This is a genomic window from Teredinibacter franksiae, from assembly GCF_014218805.1.
In the GTDB taxonomy this organism is placed as follows: domain Bacteria; phylum Pseudomonadota; class Gammaproteobacteria; order Pseudomonadales; family Cellvibrionaceae; genus Teredinibacter; species Teredinibacter franksiae.
Genome location: NZ_JACJUV010000001.1, coordinates 889,244 through 912,212 on the forward strand (window position 1 = coordinate 889,244; position 22,969 = coordinate 912,212).

Here is a 22,969-nt window from a genome sequence, read left to right on the forward strand (position 1 = left end):
ACCTACTCAACGAGCCCGAAAATCATGGAATTTCTCGAAGCCGATCACCGTGAATGGATGGAAATGTGGGAAGAGCTTTCTAATTACCCTATGAACGAGGGTAATGGAATTTGTCTTTTTATGGGAAATTGTTGGGAGTACATGGGCTCCAGCTGTGAGCACCACCACTTTCGCCACCGCCTGCACCCTCGCACAGGCAAACAGGAGTTTGCGTACGTGGAGCGACGAAAAGCCGGCGTAAAATGGGCGCAAATTGCCTAGCCATATACCCGCCACCAAAAGGTTTCTCTAACAAAACGGCGGCCTATGCCACGGGCTCCAAGTAGTCCACCATCAATTGTAGTTTCTGCTCACCTCTAAATTCATTTACGTTTAACTTGTAAACAACTTGTGCCGTTTGAATGGCGGTATTGGGCCAAATATCCAAATCGACATTAAACGCAATACCATCTACCACCAACCCCGAGTGCTCAGAAGGCGTAAGCTGTAATTTTAAATGTTTCTCGCCGACTATGCGTTGAGAAACAATTCGAAACTGGCCATCAAAAGCCGGTTCAGGAAAACCCTGCCCCCACGGGCCCAAACGTTCCAGCATAAAAGCATTTTCGAGGGTAAAGTCACTATCCTCCAGAGAGCCGTCTGTTAGCAGCTCCGCCTGAGGTGCCTGCCCAGACAATACTTCACTCACAACGGTCTCGAATGCTCGCTCAAAATCTTCTAGCCTGTGTTCGTCTAACGATAAGCCCGCAGCCATCGCGTGACCGCCAAATTTAGTCAGCAGGCCCGGTGAGGACGTAGCCATACGGTCAAGAACATCTCGTAAATGAACACCCGTAATCGAGCGGCCAGAGCCTTTTAAAGTGCCATCACCACTAGAAGCAAAAATGATGGTAGGTCGATGCAATTTATCTTTTATACGCGATGCCAAAATACCGATTACGCCCTGATGCCAATCGTCCTTGTATAAACAAATAGAAAAAGGGTGCTGGGCATTTTCTAACGGCAGTGCCTGTAAATATCTTTCCGCTTCAACCTGCATGGAACGCTCGATTACTCTTCTCTCTTTATTCAAGTCATCCAGTTCACTCGCTATTTGCCGGGCTTCGTTATAGCTGTCGGCGAGCAAACAACGAATACCCAAAGACATATCATCGAGCCGACCAGCTGCATTCAATCTGGGCCCGGCTACAAAACCCAAATCAGTTGAAGTTAACCGCAGAAGAGCACGACCACCCACATCAAACAATGCGTGAATACCATGGCAACAGTGGCCTGCTCGTATGCGCATTAAACCTTGCTCCACCAACACCCGGTTGTTGTGATCCAAAGGCACTACGTCGGCAACGGTCCCCAAGGCCACCAAATCCAAAAAATCGGCCATGCGCGGTTCAGACAAGTTGTTGCGGCTAAACCACTCTTCAGATCTAAGGGCCGCACGCATAGCATTCATCACATAAAAAATAACGCCCACACCCGCAAGATTTTTACTCGCGAATGCACAGCCTGGCTGATTCGGATTCACAATAGCCTCAGCCGCAGGTAAAACCGCGCCCGGCAAATGGTGGTCTGTAATCAGTACTTTAATACCATGGGCCTGTGCCGCCGCTACGCCATCTAAGCTGGCAATACCATTGTCCACGGTAATGAGTAAGTCGGGTGAGAGTTTCGCGATTTCAACCACGATTTCAGGGGTAAGCCCGTAGCCAAACTCGAAACGATTCGGCACCAAATAGTCTATTTTTGAAAACCCGAAAGCCCTAAGGCAACGAACCGCAAGCGCCGTACTAGTAGCACCATCCGCGTCAAAATCCCCCAAGATGCAAACCCGCTGCTGCGCGAACAGGGCCTCTTTCAATAGGGTGACGGCATCTTCCAAACCGCCAAAATTTTCAGGGCTCTGCAACGCTTTCAACTGATAATCAATTTGTCCAGCACTGACAATGTCACGGTTAATCAATATTCGCTGGACAAGTGGTGGCAGCTTTTCCAAAGCATTATCAATTGCATTTATGGGAGAGCGATGGCGTATGTTTTTTTTCATTTAATTTATCTTGGATAACCTGAATCGGTCTGGATTTATTTGATCAGCCACAAATCACACACACCCTGAGTATGATCAAATACCCTCAGGTTGGCGGATTTGTTTACCGAGCAAATCTTTCTGCCTAACTTTGGATCTTATCTGCTTAAGGGCGTTCTCAAAACTTCAGAGCTCAAAGCTGAAACATCAGTAACGCATATTAACGGTTATTGTCTGGTTTAAACACCAGAGTACGTTCAGCATTAGCTTAGACACTCTCTTTGGGAGCGCCTTCTTGTTCTTCTTGAATCAATCGTTTCAACGAATAAATTAAGCTAAAATAGCATTCATATAGATTACCGTCTCTAACCTATACGACGATGCAGCCGCATCATCTCAAACTCAAATTGCTCGTAGACTAATGCCATCGCGTTGCTTGCCATGTCAAAGTATTCCCTCGTCGACACCACCGCCCTTTGCTCCAAAATTTGCGACCGCACAAACGCCAAAAACAGCTCAAGCTGCTCTTTCTGCTGTTGATTTAGCTGGCGCAAACACTGCGCACTGTTAACATTCGCCAATAAAGCATCTAGGTTTACCTTAATACGCTTTCGCATTTTTTTACTTTCTTCACCGCTCGCACCAGTCACCAATATGCGCACACCGAGCGCGCGACACTGACCAATGCGCTCACCAATGTCCAAAAACTCCCTCCACGCAACCTTTACGCCGGTATAGCGTACGTGCTCATCAAGACCGTAGTGGCTGGCCACTGAAGCCAACAATGCCATCAGCGACCCAATCAACCGGGAATGCTGACTAAAACTGACCTCTATAGAAAGTGCCTCACAGGTTACCGATAAGCTTGCCCAGTGACGAGTTAGAGCTTGCCAATCCTGGTGCTCAGCCACCCAACCATCCAATGAAGACACCCGATATAAATCCTGCACTATGATGTCTCTAAGTGCATGCGCACTCTCGCCCAAGTTATGCTCGCCAGACAAATAGGCCATCTGCAGTCCTCGGTGCTTCTGAAGATGCATCAATAAAATACAGCCCGCTTGCAATAATTGTATCGCACAGATCCAGCGTTGCTTCTTCTTCGCTCTTTGAACGACTAATAGCGCCGACAGGGAAAGAATGAAAACGGCCAACGAAAGCCATAGGGCAAATAAATAGGCGTGGGGCACCAAGCTATACCTCTCTTCAATTTAAACAGCTGAAAAAAGAGACAACGCAATAAACATTCCGCCCCACCACTTTTCCATTAATAGGGAGATCAACGGTATAGATATCACTGCGAGCGACCATTTAAGTTTACCAACACTGCACCAAAGCATGCCGTCACCTCAAGGCCCGCGCCCCAAAATACAACATCATCATCGTGCCGATCGACACTTATTTTTGTGTCTATGAAAAAACTCAGAAATAAACGTGTTCTTAGAGGTGTCCTAATAACTGAAAAAGTAGGGGGGGGGAAGAACCGAACCACGCAGAAGCAAAAAAACAATCACCCTAACGCTTTAAAGGAAAAGCGCGGTAGCTTCCTACCGCGCCCACAAACTAAATTTTTCCCGCAATGAAGGCCTGAACATCAGCCAACTGATTATCCAGCACTTCATAGCGCTCACTTCTTTCAAATAGGTCAAGCATATGGTGCGGCAGGGCAGGCTCTTCATCTTGCCCCGCTTGTTTAACTGCATCAGGGAACTTAGCGGGATGAGCCGTAGCCAAACAGATCATAGGCGTAGATAGAGACTTACGCATTTTGCGCGCCGCTTGCACACCTATGGCTGTATGCGGATCAACAAGGTATTCGGTGGAATCGAATAGATCGCGAATAACTGCCATGGTTTCTTCATCATCTAGCCGGTAGCTACTAAACAATTCCCGCGCCTTCGCAAGCACTTCATCCGAAAGCTTAAGCTCTTCACCCGCTTTAAAGGCCTCCATTTTGGCTTTAATCAGGGCGCCGTCACGGTTGTGCAGATCAAACAGCATACGCTCGAAGTTGCTGGATACCATAATGTCCATACTCGGCGACAACGAGTGCGTTAACGGTTTCATAGAGTGATCATTATCACTAATGCAGCGATGCAAGATATCATTGCAGTTGGTCCCAATGACCAACTGCTCAATCGGCAAACCCATTCGCTTGGCAAGATAACCAGCAAAAATATCGCCGAAATTGCCCGTCGGTACAGAAAACGACACCGCCCGCTGCGGGCCACCTAGCGCCAGCGCCGCATAGAAATAGTACACAATCTGAGCCATGATACGCGCCCAGTTAATACTGTTTACCGCGGCTAGTTGACGCCCTTGCGGCAAGAACGACTGATCGGCAAAACTAGCCTTAACCATATTTTGGCAATCGTCGAAGTTTCCCTTCAGCGCAATATTATGTACATTGTCTTCCAATACAGTGGTCATTTGCCGACGCTGCACATCAGACACACGCTGGTGAGGGTGCAAAATAAAAATATCGACGTTTTCACAGTCGCGACACCCCTCGATAGCAGCAGAACCGGTATCGCCAGATGTTGCACCCATAATTACCACTTTTTGATTGCGCTTTTTCAGCACATAGTCGAGCAAGTGGCCAAGGAACTGTAGAGCAAAATCTTTAAATGCTAGCGTTGGCCCCTGAAATAATTCCAATACCCACTCGTTATGCCCGGTTTGAATCAGCGGTGCAATTGCATCGTGGCGAAAGCCCTTCCCACTGGAAGTGCTATAGGAGGTATCTATCAGCCTTTTTAAATCAGCCTCGGGGATTTCACCATCAACAAATGGCGTTATAATTTTTAACGCCAGCTCTTTGTAATTTAATCCCGCCCAAGAAGCAATTTCTTCCTGACTAAATTGAGGAATGGTTTCCGGTACAAATAACCCACCATCACTTGCCAATCCAGTAAGCACTACCTCTTCAAAACTCAAGCTTGGCGCTTCGCCACGGGTACTGATGTATTTCACAAGATAACTCTCTTCACATTTTTACTTGAACAAAATTTACTTAAGCGATTCAACACGAATACGCACAACCTTGTCTGTTACGCTTTCCAATTGTTCTATTTTAACAATGGCTGACATAACGCTTTTTTCCAAAGCCTGATTCGTCAACAAGATTACCGGGACGTGATTCTGACCTTCCGCGGGCTCCTTCTGAATCAGCGCTTCAATGCTGATACCGGCATCACTAAGGATCTGGGTGATTTTAGAAAGCACACCCGGTCGATCTAATGCCGATATACGTAGATACGACGCTGTTTCAACCTCCTCAATTGGCACTATGTCGTATTCGCACAGATGATCATGAGCGAAACCGAGGTGCGGTACATTGGTGTTGTAATCCACCTCAGAGCTATTGTCACCCACAATACGACTGACATGAACGATATCTGAAATCACCGCTGAAGCTGTTGGCTCTGCTCCCGCGCCAGCACCGTAATAAAGCGTAGGCCCAACGGCATCGCCTTTGACCAAAACAGCATTCATCACCCCATCCACATTAGCGATTAAACAGCTAGATGGAATCAGTGTGGGGTGAACACGTAACTCAATACCTTTATTAGGAGAGCGGCGAGTAATTCCCAAATGCTTAATGCGATAGCCCAGCTCATCAGCATAGGCCACGTCTTCCGGCGCAATTTTGGTAATACCTTCAGTAAAAATTTTGTTGAACTGCAACGGCATACCGAACGCTATTGATGCCAGAATAACCAATTTATGGGCAGCATCAATACCTTCAACGTCGAAGGTTGGGTCGGCTTCGGCATAACCCAGTGCCTGAGCCTCTTTTAATACGTCGTCAAAGGCACGACCTTTGTCGCGCATTTCAGTGAGGATAAAGTTGCCGGTTCCATTAATAATACCGGCCAGCCATTCTATTCGATTAGCCACCAGCCCTTCGCGTAAAGAGCGAATAATGGGAATACCACCAGCCACGGCCGCTTCGTACGAAACCGTAACGTTGTTTTTAACCGCTGCAGCAAAAATTTCGTTTCCGAATTCCGCTATGAGTGCTTTATTGGCAGTAACAACATGCTTACCGTTCTCTATTGCCTTCAGAACCAATTCTTTAGCGACAGTAGTACCACCAATTAGCTCTACTACAATATCCACATCCGGGTCATTGGCGACGTCGAAAACGTCGGTACTAACCTTTAAAGAGGAGGTATCACAATCCGGATTCAATTGGCGCGCACCCACGTGGGTAATCGTAATCTGGCGGCCAGCTTTTGCATCTATATCGATTTTATTTCTGGTGAGTACATTTAAAGTACCACCACCAACTGTACCAAGACCACAGATGCCGACATTTACCGGTTTCAAAACAATTTCCTCTCGTTTATAGCTGAACTGGCAGCCTGTGCCAGCAAAAAAGAACCGCAACCTTACTGACGCCACTCAGGGCTGTCAATGCGGTGGGCCCTGTGACCATGAGATTCGACAAACTCGCCCAAAACCCCCACTCCGTCCATTATGTTTTTGGCGCGAGCCTAACACCAAAACCTCGTTAGGGCTCCTGCGCATCCATGCGCCCGCCGGATACGACCGCCATGGATGGCGGAAGTGCAGAAAATGCAGGAGCAATTTTCTGTCTGTACATCCACATCCCGGCTCCTGCGCATCCATGCGCCCGCCGGATACCGTACATCCACATCCCGGCTCCTGCGCATCCATGCGCCCGCCGGATACCGTACATCCTGTACATAAAAAAAGGGGCCTTAGCCCCTTTTTAACAGCTTGTTTGAGTTGCTGTTATATGCCGAGACGCTCGGCCAATCGCTCGGCTGGCATGTAGCCGGGAATCAGCTTGCCATTGGTCATCACAATCGCCGGTGTACCCGTTACACCCATTTGTTGACCCAGCATATAGTGTGATGCAACCGGGTTACCGTCACACACATTCATGGCAATTTCCTGACGATTCTTCAGGCGCGTAAGCGCATCCTGTGGGTCGCTCGCACACCACGCAGAGGCGATTTTATTGTATGAAGGCGAGTTAATTCCGGCGCGAGGGTACGCCATGTAACGCACCTCAATACCCAGCTCATTCAATGCCGGTACTTCCTGGTGCAGTTTTTGACAATAACCACAATCGACATCAGTAAAAACAGCAATACTCGCTTTCACCTCACCCTTGGGCGAGAACACGATGGAATCTTCCTTCTTCAGGCCCACCATCAGGTCAGCACGCACACCATCCATTGCCTGATCAGTAATATTTACAATTTCCTGACCAACAATTTGCAGCATTTTACCGTCGAGGAAGTAATTACCGGATTGCTCCATATAAATAATGCCTTTACCCATCAACTGAACTTCGTAAAGACCCGGTATTACTGTGGGTTTAACAGAGCGAACCTGAATGCTCGCATTGGCTGATGTCAGAGCTTTGGTAATAGCCTCCTCAGCTTTAGCGTGATCACCGGCAATCGTTTTTTGTTGCTCGCCGGCTACAGCAGCCTTGCTCTCTTCAGCTTTAGTTGCCGCATCGGCATCACTATTACAGGCCGTCAACGACATCACAACCGATACTGTCATCAACGCCGCCAACTGCGGAAAAAATGGAATTCTGACTTTCATACTAACCTCATGGGGGTAATTTTTTTTGTTGTTATGGTGTACGTTTACGCCTGTTCTGGACAGACATTTTTGAACTCATTTGAACTGACTTGAGCCTAATCGAACAACTTTAAGCCCACAGACTGGATCTCACAATCGGGAAATAAACCAGAACGAGCTGAGCATTAGAACGCGATAGTTTATCACGGTTCCCTAAAGGGTTTGTGATCAGGGGTAGATTTTGAGGGCTGGGCTAAAACCGGAGGCACATAAAAATAAACCTCAGCAGATTCTGCTGAGGTTTAGGTAAATCATTGAAAAGCAACATGGCGCCGTTACGATGGAACCACTAACGCTTGTGCGGCTCTCGCCGAACAGTCGCTTATTTAAGCTTCTCTTTAATACGGGCAGCTTTACCTGTCAGTTCACGCAAGTAATAAAGCTTGGCCTGGCGCACATCACCGCGACGCTTCACAGCAACACTATCGACCTGCTTGCTGTGGGTCTGGAAAGTACGCTCAACACCAATACCGTGGGAAATTTTACGAACGGTAAATGCTGAGTTGAGGCCGCGATTACGCTTACCGATCACAACACCTTCATAGGCCTGCAGACGCTCGCGATTACCTTCCTTTACCTTAACCTGAACGACCACGGTATCGCCGGGGCTGAACTCAGGAAGCTCCTGCTTAAGCTGCTCGTTTTCCAGCTCCTGAATAATGTTGTTCTTAGAACTCATGGCTTGCTCCTGTTAACTATATAGCCTCTCGGCTAGTCGAATACGTTTAATTCAATTGTTCTTTTGTGGCTTATTCAGCCCACCAGGCCCTGCATTACTGTCGACAAACTCATCGAGCAGTTTTTGCTGAACCGGGTTCAGCGTTTTAGCCTCTAGCAAATCTGGCCTACGTTGCCATGTTCGCCCTAGCGACTGCTGCAATCGCCAGTTTTCAATTCGTTTGTGATCACCAGAGAGCAGCACATCGGGCACTCTCTTATCATCAACTACTTCTGGGCGGGTGTAATGCGGACAATCCAGCAGGCCGTTCTCGAAAGAATCTTGCTCCGCCGACTGATGGTCGCCTAATGCACCCGGAAGCCTGCGTATCAAGGCATCCAACATCACCATGGCAGGCAACTCACCACCACTTAACACATAATCGCCAATGGATATCTCTTCATCCACGTAGGTATCGATAAAACGCTCATCGATACCCTCATAGCGACCGGCTATTAACACTAAATTTGTGCTTAAACCAATCTCTTCAACCCTTCCCCTATCGAGCTTTTTGCCCTGAGGCGAAAGGTAAATAACGTTTACCTTTTCACGAGAAACTTCAAACATCTCGTAGGCGGCATTTACAGCAGCGGCGAGAGGCTCTACCTTCATCACCATGCCCGGCCCGCCACCGAAAGGCCTGTCATCAACCGTATTGTGACGATCGAGAGCAAACTCACGCGGGTTGATAAATTGAATATTCATCAAACCCTGATCTATCGCCCGGCGGGTAATCCCGCTATCGGTAATGGCCCGAAACATTTCCGGAAACAGAGTAATCACAACCACCTTCATGGTGTTAAAACTCCGGATCCCATTCGACCCTCATCGATCCAGCCTCTAGGTCAATCGCTTTAACGTAGACGTCTGGCACATAGGGCACAAGCCTTTCGCGATCATCCATACTGGCATCGTTGGCTTTAACCACCAGCACATCATTGGCGCCGGTTTCCAGTAACTTGTCTACCACACCCAGCGCGTACTCAGCTCCTTGGTACTCACTGATAACACTCAAGCCAATAAGCTGGTGCCAGTAGTAGTCCCCGGTGTCAAGCTCAGGCAATTGGCTGCGCTCAACCGCTATATCCACCAGCGTATACGCGGCGGCCTCATCACGGTCATCAACACCTTTAATGTGAACAACCAGCCCAGTATTGTGCTGTTGGTGATCATCAATTTCGACCGGCTTCACACCGTGACGTGTTTTCAACCACCAAGGCGAATATTGTAATATTTGCTCCGAAGGCTCGGTGGAAGACTTAACTTTCACCCACCCTTTAACACCAAAAACGCCAGTGATTCTGCCAACCGAAATTAGATTTGAACGTTTGGCTGTCACTGGCGTAAGCGCGCTGAGGCTGTTTTTAAGCAGCAGCTGCAGCGTCTTTCAATAATTTGGCTACACGATCAGAGATCTGTGCGCCCTGGCCTGCCCAGTACGCTAAACGCTCGCTATCGATGCGCAGACGCTCTTCCTGGCCACGGGCAACGGGGTTAAAGAAACCTACGCGCTCAATGAAGCGGCCGTTGCGTGCAGTACGGCTATCGGCAACTGTCAGGTGATAAAAAGGACGCTTCTTTGAACCGCTACGTGCTAATCGAATGCTTACCATGTAAGTCTTTCCTGTCGTTTAATTCTTTGTATTCGAGTGCAAACCCCTGAACCAAAAGAGGGCACCTGCGAAAGGCGGCGTATTTTAATGGAAAGCTATACCCTTGTATAGGGTAAATTTTCGACTTCTTTTTACATCGCCAATTTAAGGGTTTTTACTGACCAAAACCAGGTGGCAAGCCACCACCCCCACCCATTGGGGGCATACCTCCAGCGCCGCCGCCGGGCATCATTCCACCCATGCCACGCATCATTTTTTGCAAACCACCGCCCTTCATTTTCTTCATCATCTTGGCCATTTGCTTATGCTGCTTAAGCAATCGGTTTAAATCCTGTATTTGCGTACCCGAACCCATAATAATTCTACGCTTGCGAGAACCGTTCAGGATATCGGGGTTCTTTCGCTCCCCAGGGGTCATAGAGCCAATGATCGCATCCATCTGCTTAAATTGACTACCCATGTTAGCCTGCTCGGCCATCTGAGCCATATTGCCCATTCCGGGAAGCTTTTCCAGCATCGCGGTCATGCCGCCCATATTGTTCATCTGCTGTAATTGATCACGCAGATCTTCCAGATTGAACCGCTTGCCGGCTTGAACCTTTTTAGCGAGCTTTTCTGCTTTGTCTTTGTCGATTTTTTGCTCAGCATCTTCGATCAACGACATTATGTCGCCCATGCCCAGAATACGGGAAGCGATGCGGTCGGGGTGGAATGGCTCCAGCGCCTCGGTCTTTTCCCCAACCCCCATAAATTTAATGGGCTTGCCCGTTACCTGGCGAACCGAAAGCGCAGCCCCGCCTCGCGCATCACCATCGGTTTTAGTCAGCACAACACCGGTAAGTGGCAGGGCTTCATTAAAAGCTTTGGCGGTATTTACTGCGTCCTGGCCAATCATTGCGTCAATGACGAACAGGGTTTCAACCGGATTAAGGAACTTGTGCAGCCCCTGAATCTCGCTCATCAATTCGTCGTCGATATGCAGTCGACCGGCAGTATCCACCAGCAACACATCCATATGGGTCTTTTTAGCCTGAGCCAACGCCGCCTTGGCAATGTCCACAGGCTTCTGATCTGAAGTGGAAGGAAAAAATTCCGCCTCCACCTCCTCCGCAAGGGTTTCAAGCTGCTTAATCGCTGCTGGGCGGTATACGTCAACACTCACCACCATAACCTTCTTCTTTTCTTTTTCCCGAAGAAAGCGTGCCAACTTGGCTACAGTGGTTGTTTTACCCGCACCTTGCAAGCCAGCCATCAAGACAACCGCTGGAGGCTTAGCGGCAAGGTTTAATTGCTCATTGGCCTCACCCATAAGCTGGGTGAGCTCACTTTCAACCACCTTTAAAAATTGCTGGCCGGGATTTAGAGCCCGCGACACTTCCACACCCTGAGCGCGCTTTCGCACATGGCTGGTAAACTCTTTCACCACCGGCAGGGCAACATCGGCTTCTAACAGCGCCTTGCGCACATCACGCAGGGCCTCTTGAATATTGTCGTGATTGAGACGAGATTTACCGCTGATTTTTTTCAGCGAACGCGTCAAACGATCTGAGAGGTTCTCAAACATAGGTCAATGCAAAACTTATACAAATTATGGAATATTGAAGCCACCGACGGCAGCGGGGCGCAAGTATAATCGCACTCGAAGGCAAATACGACTCCTGCCGCCTTGCACAGTAGAGGCGGAAAGCACTAACCTATCATGTTTAAACCCTTAGGAACCTTATTTGGTTATGTTTAGCGCCATAACAATCATGCTTTACTTAGCTGCCTGGGCCTTTCTCCTCCATGCCACTATTCGCCGCGAAGGCCTGAAGGAAAAACGGCTGCTGGTGTTTATTGCACTGGGAACACTGGTACATTTTGCTGCTGCCTACATATCCATTAAGTTTAATTCGGCCTACCAGTTTGGCTTCTTTAAGGTGCCGTCGCTCTTCTTTGCGGTAATCAACTTGGTTGTGCTGCTCAGCAGTATGCGCAAACCTTTACACAACCTATTCCTGTTTCTTCTACCGCTATCGGTCGCCTCCATTTTGATTTCTGGACTGGAGCAGTCGGCAATGAAAACGACGGAACAATTAAGCCTACCGGTTATCTCCCACATCCTCCTGTCTATTCTGGCCTACAGCTTGCTAGCTATCGCCAGCCTACAGGCCCTGCTGCTGTCATACCAAAACTACCAGCTGAAACACAAGCATCTACGCGGTGTCATGGGGCTCTTGCCGCCTCTGCAAACCATGGAAACCCTGCTCTTCGAGCTGGTTTGGGCAGGCGAGATTCTACTTACACTTTCCATTGTTACCGGCTTAGTCTTCACCCACAGCTTCTCAGAACAGCATGTATCCCATAAAGCTGTATTCTCTATGATCTCTTGGCTCATCTACGCATTACTGCTTTGGGGCCGCCACACCCTTGGCTGGCGGGGTGCAGCAGCGATTCGCTGGACGCTAGGCGGGTTTGCAGCACTGATGCTGGCCTACTTTGGCAGTAAGCTAGTACTCGAGATCATTCTCGGCAGAGTGTAGCCCCGCCCTTGAATGCCTCTGAGAACTCGTTCAAGATACCGTCTCGCGGATTAGACAGGCAATAAACTCCTTGGACACCTTCCCTACCGACCTACTAATAGGTTTACTGGTCGCACTTATCTTCCTCTCTGCTTTTTTCTCCAGCTCTGAAACCGGTATGCTATCGCTCAATCGCTATCGGCTGAGGCACTTGGTAAAAAAGAAGCATAAAGGCGCCGTACGCGCCGCCAAGCTCTTGGAAAGGCCCGACCGTCTAATTGGCGTGATATTAATTGGCAACAACTTAGTAAACATTTTTGCCACGCTTATCGCCGGTGCCGTGACCACACACCTGTTTGGCGAATGGGCTACGGTTGTGGTTTTACCGATTGTCCTCACACTCGTCATTTTAATCTTTGCGGAAGTCACGCCCAAATCCTTAGCAGCCGTATATCCCGAAAAAATTGCTTTTACCGCTAGCCTTATATTGTTACCGCTGCTCTTTATTCTTTACCCCATAGTCTTGCTGGTAAACAGCATTTCAAACGGGCTGGCGCGCATGTTCGGACTAGACCCATCTAAGGCACGCAAAGCCGATCATCTGCGGATGGACGAATTACGCACTGTGGTAGATGAAGCCGGCGAGCTTATTCCCGACCAACACCAGGGCATGCTACTGAATGTGCTGGATTTGGAAAAAGCCACTGTCGAAGACATTATGGTGCCGCGTAACGAGGTCGAAGGCATTGACCTTGAAGATGACATCAAAGACATACTGGCCAAAATTCGCTCAGCAGATTACACCCGCCTACCGGTTTACACCGGCGACATTAACAATATTGTTGGAATCCTCCGCCTGCGAGATGCCCCCAAGTTTCTCACGGGCAACGACGACAAACTGACCACCGCCGATATCCGCAAGCATCTGCGAGAGCCCTATTTCATTCCCGAATCCAACCCACTCCCCACTCAGCTGAAAAACTTTCAGCACGACAAGCACAGCATGGCAGTGGTAGTAGATGAATACGGTGAAGTTCAGGGAATAGCCACGCTAGTAGATTTACTAGAAGAAATTGTCGGCGACTTCACCACCGACGCCGCCGAAGATGCCCATGAAAGCATTGTTGAATGCGCCGATGACTGGTACTTGATCGATGCATCTGAATTTGTTCGCGATATCAATCGCAACTTGGGCTGGGAGCTACCCACCGATGGCCCCAAAACCATTAACGGCATAATAGTCGAGTATTTGGAAAATATTCCCGATGCAAACGTGAGTTTTGAGATAGATAAATATCGCTTCGAAATCGCCGAACTCAGTGAAACCCGTATTGAAAAAGCGCGTATATCTGAGCTTGCTATCTGATCACTTCAGGTGCTTCATGATGGTTACGGGTTAACGTAATATTGTAGAAGCACGCGAGAAAATCTACCAAAACTCGGGCAGTAAACCCCCAGATGGTAAACCCTGCGTACTCATATACCGGCGCCCAATACTCCCTACCGCCCACAACAAACACATCCGTTCGCACTCGCCTATCCGCTTTTAATATCGACAGTGGAAACCAGAAAAGATCCGTTAATTCCTCGGGGTTAGGCTCAAGCCGACTATTCGCCGGTACACGGCCCACAAACGGAGTTACCCGCGTGCCCATTCGGGTATAGCTGGGTTTCAACTCTGCGAGCACTTTAACCTTACCAGGTTCCAAGCCCACCTCTTCACTTGCTTCCCGCAGCGCGGTAAAACACAAGTCGCAATCTCCTGGTTCCCACTTGCCTCCAGGAAAAGCAACTTCACCACTATGGCTACTGAGATGTGCCGCCCTCAAAGTGAGCAGCACCTCCTCTTCCCCAGTTGGCTTATCAGAAACCGCCAGCAACACCGCAGCCTGTTTATTATATGCCTTGCTCATAGTGCCTAGCCTCTAATGAGTGAATGCTAACACTTTGTTATTAACATAGGCTGTAACTTGAACACACTTTCGATCACCGTACAAATTTTCACCTTTCGTTGATATAGCCGCCACACCACGCCAGCCCTACATATAACCAATTGATATAAATATAGCTATACACATAGCGCATAGATGTTTGATAGCATAAATTTTACACAGCCTTTTTTGTTTGTATATCAATCAAAAAGAGCAGAATCATTAGGAGGTGTGACCGGTTTGCGGCTGGGGGGCTTCAAACCAACAACACTGCCGGGCAGTACTTATTTAGGCGCAGCGATATATCCGCTGTTGCCAGTGTTTACGTAAGAGGCAGACAACGATGAACAAACGGCCAAATTTCGACCAATTAATCCGATTGGCTGAGCATCAACCCGAAGCGCTTGAGGCTTTCCGCAAACGTGAAATAGAGGCCTTGATCGATAGCGCTCCAGAAAGCTATCAGCGACGCCTGCGCGGCCTGCAATTTCAAGTAGATGCGCAACGTCAAATCCACAAAACCCCAATGGGCGCCTGTGTCGCTATATCCAAGATGATGCACGACTCTCTTAACCAGCTGAACCACTACCTTAACGCTGAACGCAACCACAGCGCCGCAGACGCCACACAGGTCAAAGCGCTTAACGAAGCTGCTCGCGTCATTCCATTTTCACCCGTAGGCTAATTTTCACCCGCAAAGTAGACTAGTCGCTTACCAACGCCCACATTGACCAGGCAGGTTCTTCGTAAGGATGAGCCTGCTTCATGGCGGTAATCACAGCCTTCTTGCTTTCCTGTTGCACCACCAACTCCACCCGATACTCCTGAACAGTTTCAATTTGGCCCTGCTCACCGATAAAAGGGTTGGCTCCAGCATTGGCACGAAACTGCCCTACGCCAAGCGTTTGCCAGCAGCAGCTATCGTAATGACCTAATCTTCCGCCTCCTGCATCGAATACCGCCTGCTTCACAGACTCAACATAGGATTCCGGAACATAAAAAACAAACTGGTACATGGCTATTCAGTGCCCTCCCTCTCTTACTTTTGCAACGACGGCTGTGTAACATAGCGACCGCCTTCCACCACACAGCTTCCATTATGCGATTATTTGTCGACAACCTCACCAACGTTGATTTTAGTTATCTGGACACCAAGCGCGGGCTGGTAGGCGAAACTTGGCTCGCCAGCATTGAGCTGGACGGAACCCTTGATGCTCAAGGCATGGTTTGCGACTTTGGTATAGTAAAGAAAAAGCTCCGTAAATGGCTGGACCAAACGCTGGATCACTGCCTATTGGTGCCAGAAAAAAGTCCAGCGTTACAGTTGCAAAGGACCCACGCCTCTCACGGTATTAACTGGCACCTCGAAGACGGCAATATTTTGAAATGCGCTTCCCCTCTGCAGGCCATTACCTTGGTGGATGCAGAAACCATCTCGCCAGTAACGGTTGCCGAATGGTGTATCACCCAGTTGCGCTCACAATTCCCCAGCACTGTAAAAAGCTTAAAATTAGATTTTACATCGGAAGTCATTGCTGGCCCCAGCTACCACTACAGCCACGGTTTGAAAAAGCACGACGGTAACTGCCAGCGTATTGCTCACGGCCACCGGTCAAAAATAGAAATTAAACGCAATGGTAAGATTAACCCCACCGACATGGCGCAATGGGCGGCAAAGTGGGCAGATATCTATATCGGTACGCGTGAAGACCTCAGTACCACCAGCGAATCGGCCTTCGACCCCGATAACTACGCCTTTTTCTACTGTTCTGGGCAAGGTGAATTTTCACTGTCTATCCCTCGTAACCGTTGTTATCTCATAGGCACCGACTCGACAGTAGAATTTATAGCCCAACACATTGCCAATACGCTCAAGCAAGAGAACCCGAATGATCACTTTGAAGTTAAAGCATTCGAAGGAATTGGTAAGGGTGCTATTGCGCAAGCCTAAGCTCAGACTCCACGCTAGCGCGCTGCTCACATGGAGCTCCAGTTTGGTAGCGGAATAATGTACGTGTATTGCCTACTTCAATATGAGAAAAGCTTACCGTACTGGCGTCCTCCCGGTGCATACAAAAACTAAACGCCGATGGCTTATCGCCATGGTCTCGGTGTAACCGGCAGAAATCCTCAGCCGTATTATTTTTTTTACCAGCAATGAGCTTTTGGTAACGTTCTAGCCGTGCAGCCTGTACTTCAAAATAGTATTTAGCCGAAGAAATGAGTGGGCTTTCGCTGTACCCCAACTCTAACGCTCTGCCCGTCCATCGCCACGTCGTCACACGCTTATCTCCACCAGTCTCAAACAATAGCAACGTGAAAGGCGCGAACTTTTGCAGTGTCAATAACGCCAATTCAGCTTCTATCTCCTCTCCATTTTTACTTGTGCAGAGCCTTCTAATAATTCGCCCCCGGGAAACCAGCTTGCCCTTGGGCGGGAGCCCTTGATAAAAGTTGAGCAGCGCCAGCGTACAACCGGCAGAATTAGTTGAAATCCAACTTCCCCCGCCTACAGGGTCAATGGGCATTAAGGCCACCACACCATTTTCGCTGATACTTTCTGGCGGTCGCGCACTAGCCCGTGTTTTCTGTTCATCACGATTAAAAAAAACATGGTATTTATCGGCTTCGTACAGCCAACTAATCGTACACATTTGCTAGCCCGTACCGCTAAGAGGTTTGTGCCTTAAAAAAGGTAACCGTTGCCGGAGCAACGCCCAAACATTCTTCCACTGGCACACCTTGAAGGCGAGCAGCGATTGAAATAATAGCCAAATGATGAACCGTATGACTGGCAACAAAAACAAGTTCACGCACCATACCTGACGCCAATTCGGCACTATAGGTTTCTTCCAGAGTTACCTCCGTTCGCACCGTACAGCAGCTTTTTTGGTCTGAAATATCCAGCCCCTGCAGCCACGCCAACACCTCTACCAATTCATTTTTTGCCAACTGTAATTCACGTTCGCAGGCAGCATTTCTACGGCGAATATCATAATCAACAATTGCCGGGCCACCTTCATGTAAGTTATCCATCGCCGTAATCAAGGCGCGATACATATCGAGGATATGCCGAAAATGACAGCCTATTGAGTTGCTCATAATGGGCCGATGAACACAGGTAAATTGCTCACTCGATATTCGCGTGAGAAATCTCAAGCACTGATTCACCGCTTCAATATTCCCTTGTACCACAGGTGTTTGAGTCATTCACTGCCCCTTATGTTTAAAGCGTAAACGACTATGAGGTGAAAGCACATCGGCAACAACTAAGCCGGTAGCGCTGGCCCAGGTTATACAAGCCATAAAAAAAAGTGCCCCGCCATCATTGCCCACCATTTCCCCCGAGACAGAAAAAGCAGGCATCACAATGCCTAAAGGTGTAAACAAGTGGAACACAATTGCACCACTCATAATTTCAAAGGCGAGTAACGCAGCCCATGCCTGCCATCGAGTAAACAACGCAATTGCGGCAATCAGCTCCATAGTGCCTACAATATAAGCACCATAGTAGGCAAACCAACTCATGCCCAACCACTCCCCCAGCACAGCAAAAATATATTGTGTTTCGCTTGAACCCGTGAACTTAAAAAATAGCGACTGAACAAACACAAAAGCTATCCAAATAGACAGCCACAAACGATAGTACTTAGAGACAAATGTCATTCGTTTTACCTTTGCAGTTCGCGTAACCAAACACGAATTAGCGTGACCACCGAAGGCACTGCATAACCTAACGAACGCATGCCGCTGCCCATTTCAAATAATAATTTGTACTGCCCAAATAGAGTGGCCATGGCGTCAACAAAACGGGTTCGGCTATCCCATATATGCGTTTGTTCGCTGCTGGCCCCATTGATTTCAATAATGTGAAAATATTTGCCTGTCGAGAATGAGTGTATATCGCGAAACTTAACATCTAATCGACCATAATGAAAACCGGGCAGCTCTTTGAGTAAAGCATCGAACACCAACTCCATCTCGGTACTAATATACGCTGCGCCATTTCTAAAAATACTACCGCGACAATGGCTGCCGGCGAACGCGAGAGCAACCTCTTCCCCCTTTATCGGCACAGTGTCAAGTAAAACCCTATTGCTCGCTAAGTGCACCCTTGCCATTTTCCGCGCGCGTGGGTGCTGTTCAATTAATTGACGCAGACTCGAAAAGCCGTCACCCCTAACAGTAGGACGGTACTTTAAGGTAAAAGAAACAATACGCCCGCGAGCCTCGCCAGGCTTACGCACATAAAAAACACCCGCTTCAGCGCCAAAAGGCGCCAACTGCTGAAGTAAATACACCTGTCCGTCCTTAGACTTATTCAAATATACGGTTAGTTGGTCTACCGAATGAACCAACTGTACACCGCTACCCCGACACCCCAAATCCGGCTTAACCACCATGGGCATAACCAGCCCACGAGCCTGCGCTTCAGATACGAGTTCGCGAGCTTGTTCTGCCGCCTTGGTAGGCTGAGCGTTAAAGGTGATATAGGGAAGAATGTGGGCTTTCAGCGTAGGCCCAGCGTCGTTCAAAATAGCGCTTTTGGATTCACCCACCATTCCACCGAGTGGAATCCGTGGATTAACCACCATAGGCAAGCCAAAACTTCGATATCGCAAAGAAAGAACAAGCCAATACAGCGCAACAGGAAAGTAAATTAGCCAAACTGGCCAAAACTCAAAAAAAGACGTGGTTTTCTCATCAAATTCAAATGTCGGTAAACCTGCGTTCACGCCCGCTTGAAATATGTCTGCGGACAAATGCTCATTTGCAGTATACGGAGCTTTAACTGCAGCCGAATACGTTTTATTTATTGTCATTAAGAAACCTGGGATTCACGTGCAACATCCGCCGCTATCATGCGCGACGCCCAATAGTTGTTCGCCAGCAAAAGCACTACTGCGCCGGCCATTAACGTCCACTTCCAGCGGGTCTCTCGCAGCAAATCGCTCATGCCTGCTACATTGATCAAAATAAAAACAAAACCAACCCAGATAACACCACTGGCTGCCATAACCAAGGCAAACCGGACCACCGGCACTCGCCACAGTCCGCACAGGGTAAATCCTAGCGTTCGCAACCCCGGCACAAACCGAATAAGGAATATATTAGCGGTTATCCTCCGCCGGAACCGCTTGCGCAGAACTCTTGCCTTCGGAGAAGCCAGTGCCCAGCGCCTTAGCCAACGCCAGCGATAACCCACACGCCCCAGTAGATACAATGCCAAATCACCCGAGGTGATGCCGACAAAAGCAGCGAATGCCGCTGCTAGTATGGGTATTTGGTTATCTAACGCCAACAGCGCTGCTAGGAATACCGCAGCGTCTTCCCATATCCAAGAAAAACCAATAATCGCCAGCGCCATCAACACCCAATGCTGGCCGGCCCAAGCCGTGGTCTGATGAACTAATTCTTGCAAAATATTGCCTTAAAATGCCAAAGAGCAAAATGTAGACCGAGATTAAACGGGCCAGTTCCCACTATCTTGACCCGCCGAATCAAATTAAACGGTAGCTCTACCCATTGATTTTAGCGTCTGCGTGACCAAACAAGCCTTAGCTTAGTGTAAGGCGGATTGCGCAGAGGAAAGCTGGCTGCCTTTCCAAGCACCAACGCTGCTCTAAGGTTTGCCGGGCCTCGGCCTTCGGGGTTTTCAGGGCGATTTATGGAAGTGCCCCTTTGTCTGTTAACATTTGATTCGGCAAGCATGTTACCTGTGCAACACCCTAGCAGGTTAGCGTTAGCAGAAGTTAAGCTGGTAGCCCCCTATGAACCATTGCTTGACGACCCGCAAGCACTGCCAACAGTCAAAGCGCTAGACTATGATTCGACATGTAAATTTAAGCCGTTACGAAACCTAAACCGAGCAGGTTAAATGCCAAACAAAAAACTCAATAAATTTTTTCTTAGCATTGTTCTGCCATCCGTAATCGCGATATCGCTGTTTATCCTTTCCATTTACGCCATTTTTATACCTGCGTTCGAGAAGGCCAAACTTGACGATAAAAAAGAAATGATCGCCGAGCTTACCCATACCGTATGGAGTTTAATCGACGAATACGAGCATGAAGCCACAGCCAAACAGCTATCACTAGCAAACGCACAACAGCGGGCCCTGGAGCACATCGCAAAGGTGCGCTACGGCGCCGAACAGAAAGACTATTTCTGGATAATAGATAACACCCCTACAATGCTCATGCACCCCTACCGAACCGATCTCGAAGGGAGTGATTTAAGCCTATATGCCGACCCTCAGGGTAGGAAGCATTTTGTGGAATCGGTAATGGTGGTGCAAGCCCAAAGCAGCGGGTTCATCCACTACATGTGGCAAAGAAAAGATGACTCAACCTTGGTAGCCCCCAAACTTTCTTACGTAAAAGCCTTTGAACCCTGGGGATGGATCATTGGCACCGGCGTTTACTTGGACGATGTACAAGCCGAAATCACCCAGCTTAAGCAAGGCCTATTACGCATTTCGCTAATCATCACCATTGTTATCACGCTAATTCTATCGTTTGTTATTCGTCAGAGCTTATTAATCGAAAAAAAGAAACGACGGCTAACCACTGAACTGAAGCAATCTCGAAAAAAATACAAAACCCTCGTCGAGGCATCTAATCAAGCCATCCTCATGTTTTTTGAAGAAAAAATTATTTTCAGTAATTCAAATTTCTCGCAGCTTTCCGGCTACAGTACCAGTCAAATAGAAACAAAATCTTTAGCCGACATACTCGCGCTTTCTTGGGAGACGCTAAAGCACAAACTTAGCCCACCAAGTACAAGTGCCACATTTGAAACAACACTCATCAGTGAGCATGCGCAATTGAAGCCCGTGATTGCGGCCATTTCCAAAGTACAATACTCCGGCCAAGAAGGTTATATAGTTTCTTTGTCAGAAGTTACCCGCAAAGCCGAACTGGACGCCGAAAATGAAAAATTCGCCGGCGACCTGCAAAACTCGCTACTTTTCATGACGCAACCGATCAAGCCGGCCGTTAGAGAAACTCTCGCCTGTGACGCGAACACCACCATTGTAAGCGCAGCAAAATTAATGGCGCGCAAGAACGAGCCCTGCCTGCTTGTACGACAGAACAATCTATTACTGGGCATAGTGACGCAGAACGATCTTCTGAAACGTGTGTTGGCAGAAGACAAAAATATGCATCTGCCTATTTGCCAAATTATGACATCCCCCATTATATCCATTGATGAAAACAGCCCTTTATATGAAGCACTACTGAGATTTAGTGAAGCCAAAGTTGGGCACCTAGCGGTAACCGACAGCAGCCGGACTATTACCGGGGTAATATCCTATCGCGACACCATTGAACTTCAGCAAAATACGGTTAGTTATTTTGTGAAAAAAATCGTATCGGCCAATAGTATTCAAGCGCTGGTAAACGCACATAAGCGGTTACCGTCAATGGTGCTTGCACTCATCGAAAGTGGAGACAAAACCTCAAACATAACCGACATTATTACCACGATTTCTGATGCCTTCGCACGCCGAGTGATAGAGCTTGGCATTGAAAACCTTGGCCAACCGCCATGTCGTTTCGTGTTTATGGTAATGGGAAGCGAAGGCCGAATGGAGCAAACCCTTTCAACAGATCAGGACAATGCCATTATTTTTGAGGATGTGGAAGAAAACCGTTTGCCCGAAGTCACTCAATACTTTCTAAAGCTCGGAGACTACCTATCGATATCCCTAGACGAAATAGGTTACAACTATTGTAAAGGCGGTATCATGGCCTGTAATCCCAAATGGAATCAACCCTACACAACCTGGAGTAATTATTTTAACGAATGGATGCATTCTAGCGAAATCGAACACATTGTAGAGGCCAGTATATTTTTTGATTTTAGGGGCATTTACGGTGACCTATCAATAACCCAAAGCTTACGAGAATACGTGACAAAAGAAGCCAGAAACAAAACCACCTTTCTTCAGGGTATGGCTGAATCAGTGAGTAATTACAAATCTCCCCTGGGGACATTTGGTCATTTTGTCGGCAATGATGTAACCTCAAAAGAAAACAACATCGACATTAAGATGGCGCTGACACCCATCGTCAAATATTGCCGTCTGTACAGCCTGCGCTATGGACATAGTGAAACCAACACTCTACAGCGCCTACAAAAACTCCACAAAAGTGACATCATCAGCCAAGAGACTTACGACGAGCTAAGCCTCGCCTATAATTATCTGATGCAAATGCGTTTTAGGGCACAGGCTCAGGCGCTACTGGCCGGAAATGAACCCTTGAACAAAGTGAACACCACCGACTTAACCCATATTGAAAGTGCCACGCTAAAAAAAGTATTTGCTGAAATCGATACTGTTCCGGGCATCGTTAACCGTGATTTTTAAACCCTGCCCACCAAAAAACATAACACCACAGCGGCTGTGCTCTATATCGAAAGTTCACACTGGGCAGTATCTGTAACTCTATTCCTCTAACGGGTACCCATCGCCTCGCCAAACAGCAAATTCAATCCATCCAGTGACAATCAAGCACAGCTCCCCTCACAATCCGTTCGACGGCGCCATCGCA

At 48.2% G+C, this 22,969-nt stretch carries 23 protein-coding genes; 6 read left to right on the forward strand and 17 right to left on the reverse strand.

The window, feature by feature from the left end; translation table 11 throughout:
• The first annotated feature begins 24 nt into the window (after positions 1-24).
• Positions 25-261 (forward strand): 4-diphosphocytidyl-2C-methyl-D-erythritol kinase, encoded by a 237-nt coding sequence (locus H5336_RS03515; protein WP_185231463.1) that lies wholly within the window; start codon positions 25-27, stop codon positions 259-261.
• A gap of 43 nt (positions 262-304) precedes the next feature.
• Here H5336_RS03515 and recJ read toward each other — a convergent pair whose 3' ends face one another.
• From recJ to ffh, 10 genes are all read right to left on the reverse strand, one after another.
• Positions 305-2,041, reverse strand: coding sequence for a single-stranded-DNA-specific exonuclease RecJ (recJ, locus tag H5336_RS03520; RefSeq protein WP_185231465.1), 1,737 nt, complete (start codon positions 2,039-2,041; stop codon positions 305-307).
• Positions 2,042-2,385: 344 nt separating this feature from the next.
• Positions 2,386-3,210 carry a hypothetical protein gene (locus tag H5336_RS03525; RefSeq protein ID WP_185231467.1) on the reverse strand — a complete coding sequence of 275 codons (825 nt, stop codon included), beginning with the start codon at positions 3,208-3,210 and terminating at the stop codon, positions 2,386-2,388.
• A 373-nt stretch (positions 3,211-3,583) separates the two neighbouring features.
• On the reverse strand, positions 3,584-4,993 hold the full coding sequence (thrC, locus tag H5336_RS03530; RefSeq protein ID WP_185231469.1) for a threonine synthase: 1,410 nt from the start codon (positions 4,991-4,993) through the stop codon (positions 3,584-3,586).
• A gap of 36 nt (positions 4,994-5,029) precedes the next feature.
• The gene (locus H5336_RS03535; RefSeq protein ID WP_185231471.1) at positions 5,030-6,352 is read right to left on the reverse strand and encodes a homoserine dehydrogenase; all 1,323 of its coding nucleotides are present in this window, start codon (positions 6,350-6,352) and stop codon (positions 5,030-5,032) included.
• A 429-nt stretch (positions 6,353-6,781) separates the two neighbouring features.
• Positions 6,782-7,609, reverse strand: coding sequence for a DsbC family protein (locus H5336_RS03540; RefSeq protein WP_185231473.1), 828 nt, complete (start codon positions 7,607-7,609; stop codon positions 6,782-6,784).
• 361 nt (positions 7,610-7,970) lie between these two features.
• Positions 7,971-8,327: a 50S ribosomal protein L19 gene (rplS, locus tag H5336_RS03545; protein WP_185231475.1), complete on the reverse strand. Its 357-nt coding sequence runs from the start codon at positions 8,325-8,327 to the stop codon at positions 7,971-7,973.
• Between the two features lie 51 nt (positions 8,328-8,378).
• Entirely contained in the window at positions 8,379-9,161 is a 783-nt protein-coding gene (gene trmD, locus H5336_RS03550) for a tRNA (guanosine(37)-N1)-methyltransferase TrmD (RefSeq protein WP_185231477.1), read from the reverse strand.
• A 4-nt stretch (positions 9,162-9,165) separates the two neighbouring features.
• A complete protein-coding gene (rimM, locus tag H5336_RS03555) occupies positions 9,166-9,705 on the reverse strand; it encodes a ribosome maturation factor RimM (RefSeq protein WP_185231479.1) in 540 nt (179 codons plus the stop codon).
• 25 nt (positions 9,706-9,730) lie between these two features.
• On the reverse strand, positions 9,731-9,979 hold the full coding sequence (gene rpsP, locus H5336_RS03560; RefSeq protein WP_185231481.1) for a 30S ribosomal protein S16: 249 nt from the start codon (positions 9,977-9,979) through the stop codon (positions 9,731-9,733).
• A 154-nt stretch (positions 9,980-10,133) separates the two neighbouring features.
• Complete coding sequence (ffh, locus tag H5336_RS03565; RefSeq protein WP_185231483.1) at positions 10,134-11,543, reverse strand: signal recognition particle protein; 1,410 nt, start codon at positions 11,541-11,543, stop codon at positions 10,134-10,136.
• 166 nt (positions 11,544-11,709) lie between these two features.
• On the opposite strand from ffh, the gene H5336_RS03570 reads away from it, so the two are divergent.
• Together H5336_RS03570 and H5336_RS03575 are read left to right on the forward strand one after the other, a co-directional pair.
• Positions 11,710-12,501, forward strand: a complete 792-nt coding sequence (locus H5336_RS03570; protein WP_185231491.1) for a cytochrome C assembly family protein — start codon at positions 11,710-11,712, stop codon at positions 12,499-12,501.
• Positions 12,502-12,571: 70 nt separating this feature from the next.
• Positions 12,572-13,846, forward strand: coding sequence for an HlyC/CorC family transporter (locus tag H5336_RS03575; RefSeq protein WP_185231493.1), 1,275 nt, complete (start codon positions 12,572-12,574; stop codon positions 13,844-13,846).
• Here the strand turns inward: H5336_RS03575 and H5336_RS03580 are convergent.
• Complete coding sequence (locus H5336_RS03580; RefSeq protein ID WP_185231495.1) at positions 13,839-14,393, reverse strand: NUDIX hydrolase; 555 nt, start codon at positions 14,391-14,393, stop codon at positions 13,839-13,841. The two genes, H5336_RS03575 and H5336_RS03580, sit on opposite strands and share 8 nt — an antisense overlap.
• A 361-nt stretch (positions 14,394-14,754) precedes the next feature.
• On the opposite strand from H5336_RS03580, the gene H5336_RS03585 reads away from it, so the two are divergent.
• Entirely contained in the window at positions 14,755-15,096 is a 342-nt protein-coding gene (locus H5336_RS03585; protein WP_185231497.1) for a DUF3135 domain-containing protein, read from the forward strand.
• Positions 15,097-15,115: 19 nt separating this feature from the next.
• On the opposite strand, the gene H5336_RS03590 is transcribed toward H5336_RS03585, so the two are convergent.
• Entirely contained in the window at positions 15,116-15,427 is a 312-nt protein-coding gene (locus H5336_RS03590) for a YqfO family protein (protein ID WP_185231499.1), read from the reverse strand.
• An 83-nt stretch (positions 15,428-15,510) separates the two neighbouring features.
• On the opposite strand from H5336_RS03590, the gene H5336_RS03595 reads away from it, so the two are divergent.
• Complete coding sequence (locus tag H5336_RS03595) at positions 15,511-16,362, forward strand: 6-pyruvoyl trahydropterin synthase family protein (protein ID WP_185231501.1); 852 nt, start codon at positions 15,511-15,513, stop codon at positions 16,360-16,362.
• Here the strand turns inward: H5336_RS03595 and H5336_RS03600 are convergent.
• The 5 genes from H5336_RS03600 to H5336_RS03620 are packed head-to-tail and all read right to left on the reverse strand — an operon-like array spanning position 16,346 to position 19,833.
• Positions 16,346-17,065 (reverse strand): NRDE family protein, encoded by a 720-nt coding sequence (locus H5336_RS03600; RefSeq protein WP_185231503.1) that lies wholly within the window; start codon positions 17,063-17,065, stop codon positions 16,346-16,348. The two genes, H5336_RS03595 and H5336_RS03600, sit on opposite strands and share 17 nt — an antisense overlap.
• 16 nt (positions 17,066-17,081) lie before the next feature.
• Positions 17,082-17,621, reverse strand: coding sequence for a DinB family protein (locus H5336_RS03605; protein ID WP_185231505.1), 540 nt, complete (start codon positions 17,619-17,621; stop codon positions 17,082-17,084).
• Positions 17,622-18,077, reverse strand: coding sequence for a hypothetical protein (locus H5336_RS03610; protein ID WP_185231507.1), 456 nt, complete (start codon positions 18,075-18,077; stop codon positions 17,622-17,624).
• A 5-nt stretch (positions 18,078-18,082) separates the two neighbouring features.
• Positions 18,083-19,234 (reverse strand): D-alanine--D-alanine ligase, encoded by a 1,152-nt coding sequence (locus tag H5336_RS03615; RefSeq protein ID WP_246439015.1) that lies wholly within the window; start codon positions 19,232-19,234, stop codon positions 18,083-18,085.
• On the reverse strand, positions 19,234-19,833 hold the full coding sequence (locus H5336_RS03620) for a DedA family protein (RefSeq protein WP_185231509.1): 600 nt from the start codon (positions 19,831-19,833) through the stop codon (positions 19,234-19,236). The genes H5336_RS03615 and H5336_RS03620 overlap by 1 nt, the downstream gene beginning before the upstream one ends.
• A 456-nt stretch (positions 19,834-20,289) precedes the next feature.
• On the opposite strand from H5336_RS03620, the gene H5336_RS03625 reads away from it, so the two are divergent.
• Positions 20,290-22,785 carry a DUF294 nucleotidyltransferase-like domain-containing protein gene (locus tag H5336_RS03625; protein ID WP_185231511.1) on the forward strand — a complete coding sequence of 832 codons (2,496 nt, stop codon included), beginning with the start codon at positions 20,290-20,292 and terminating at the stop codon, positions 22,783-22,785.
• Positions 22,786-22,969: the final 184 nt, after the last annotated feature.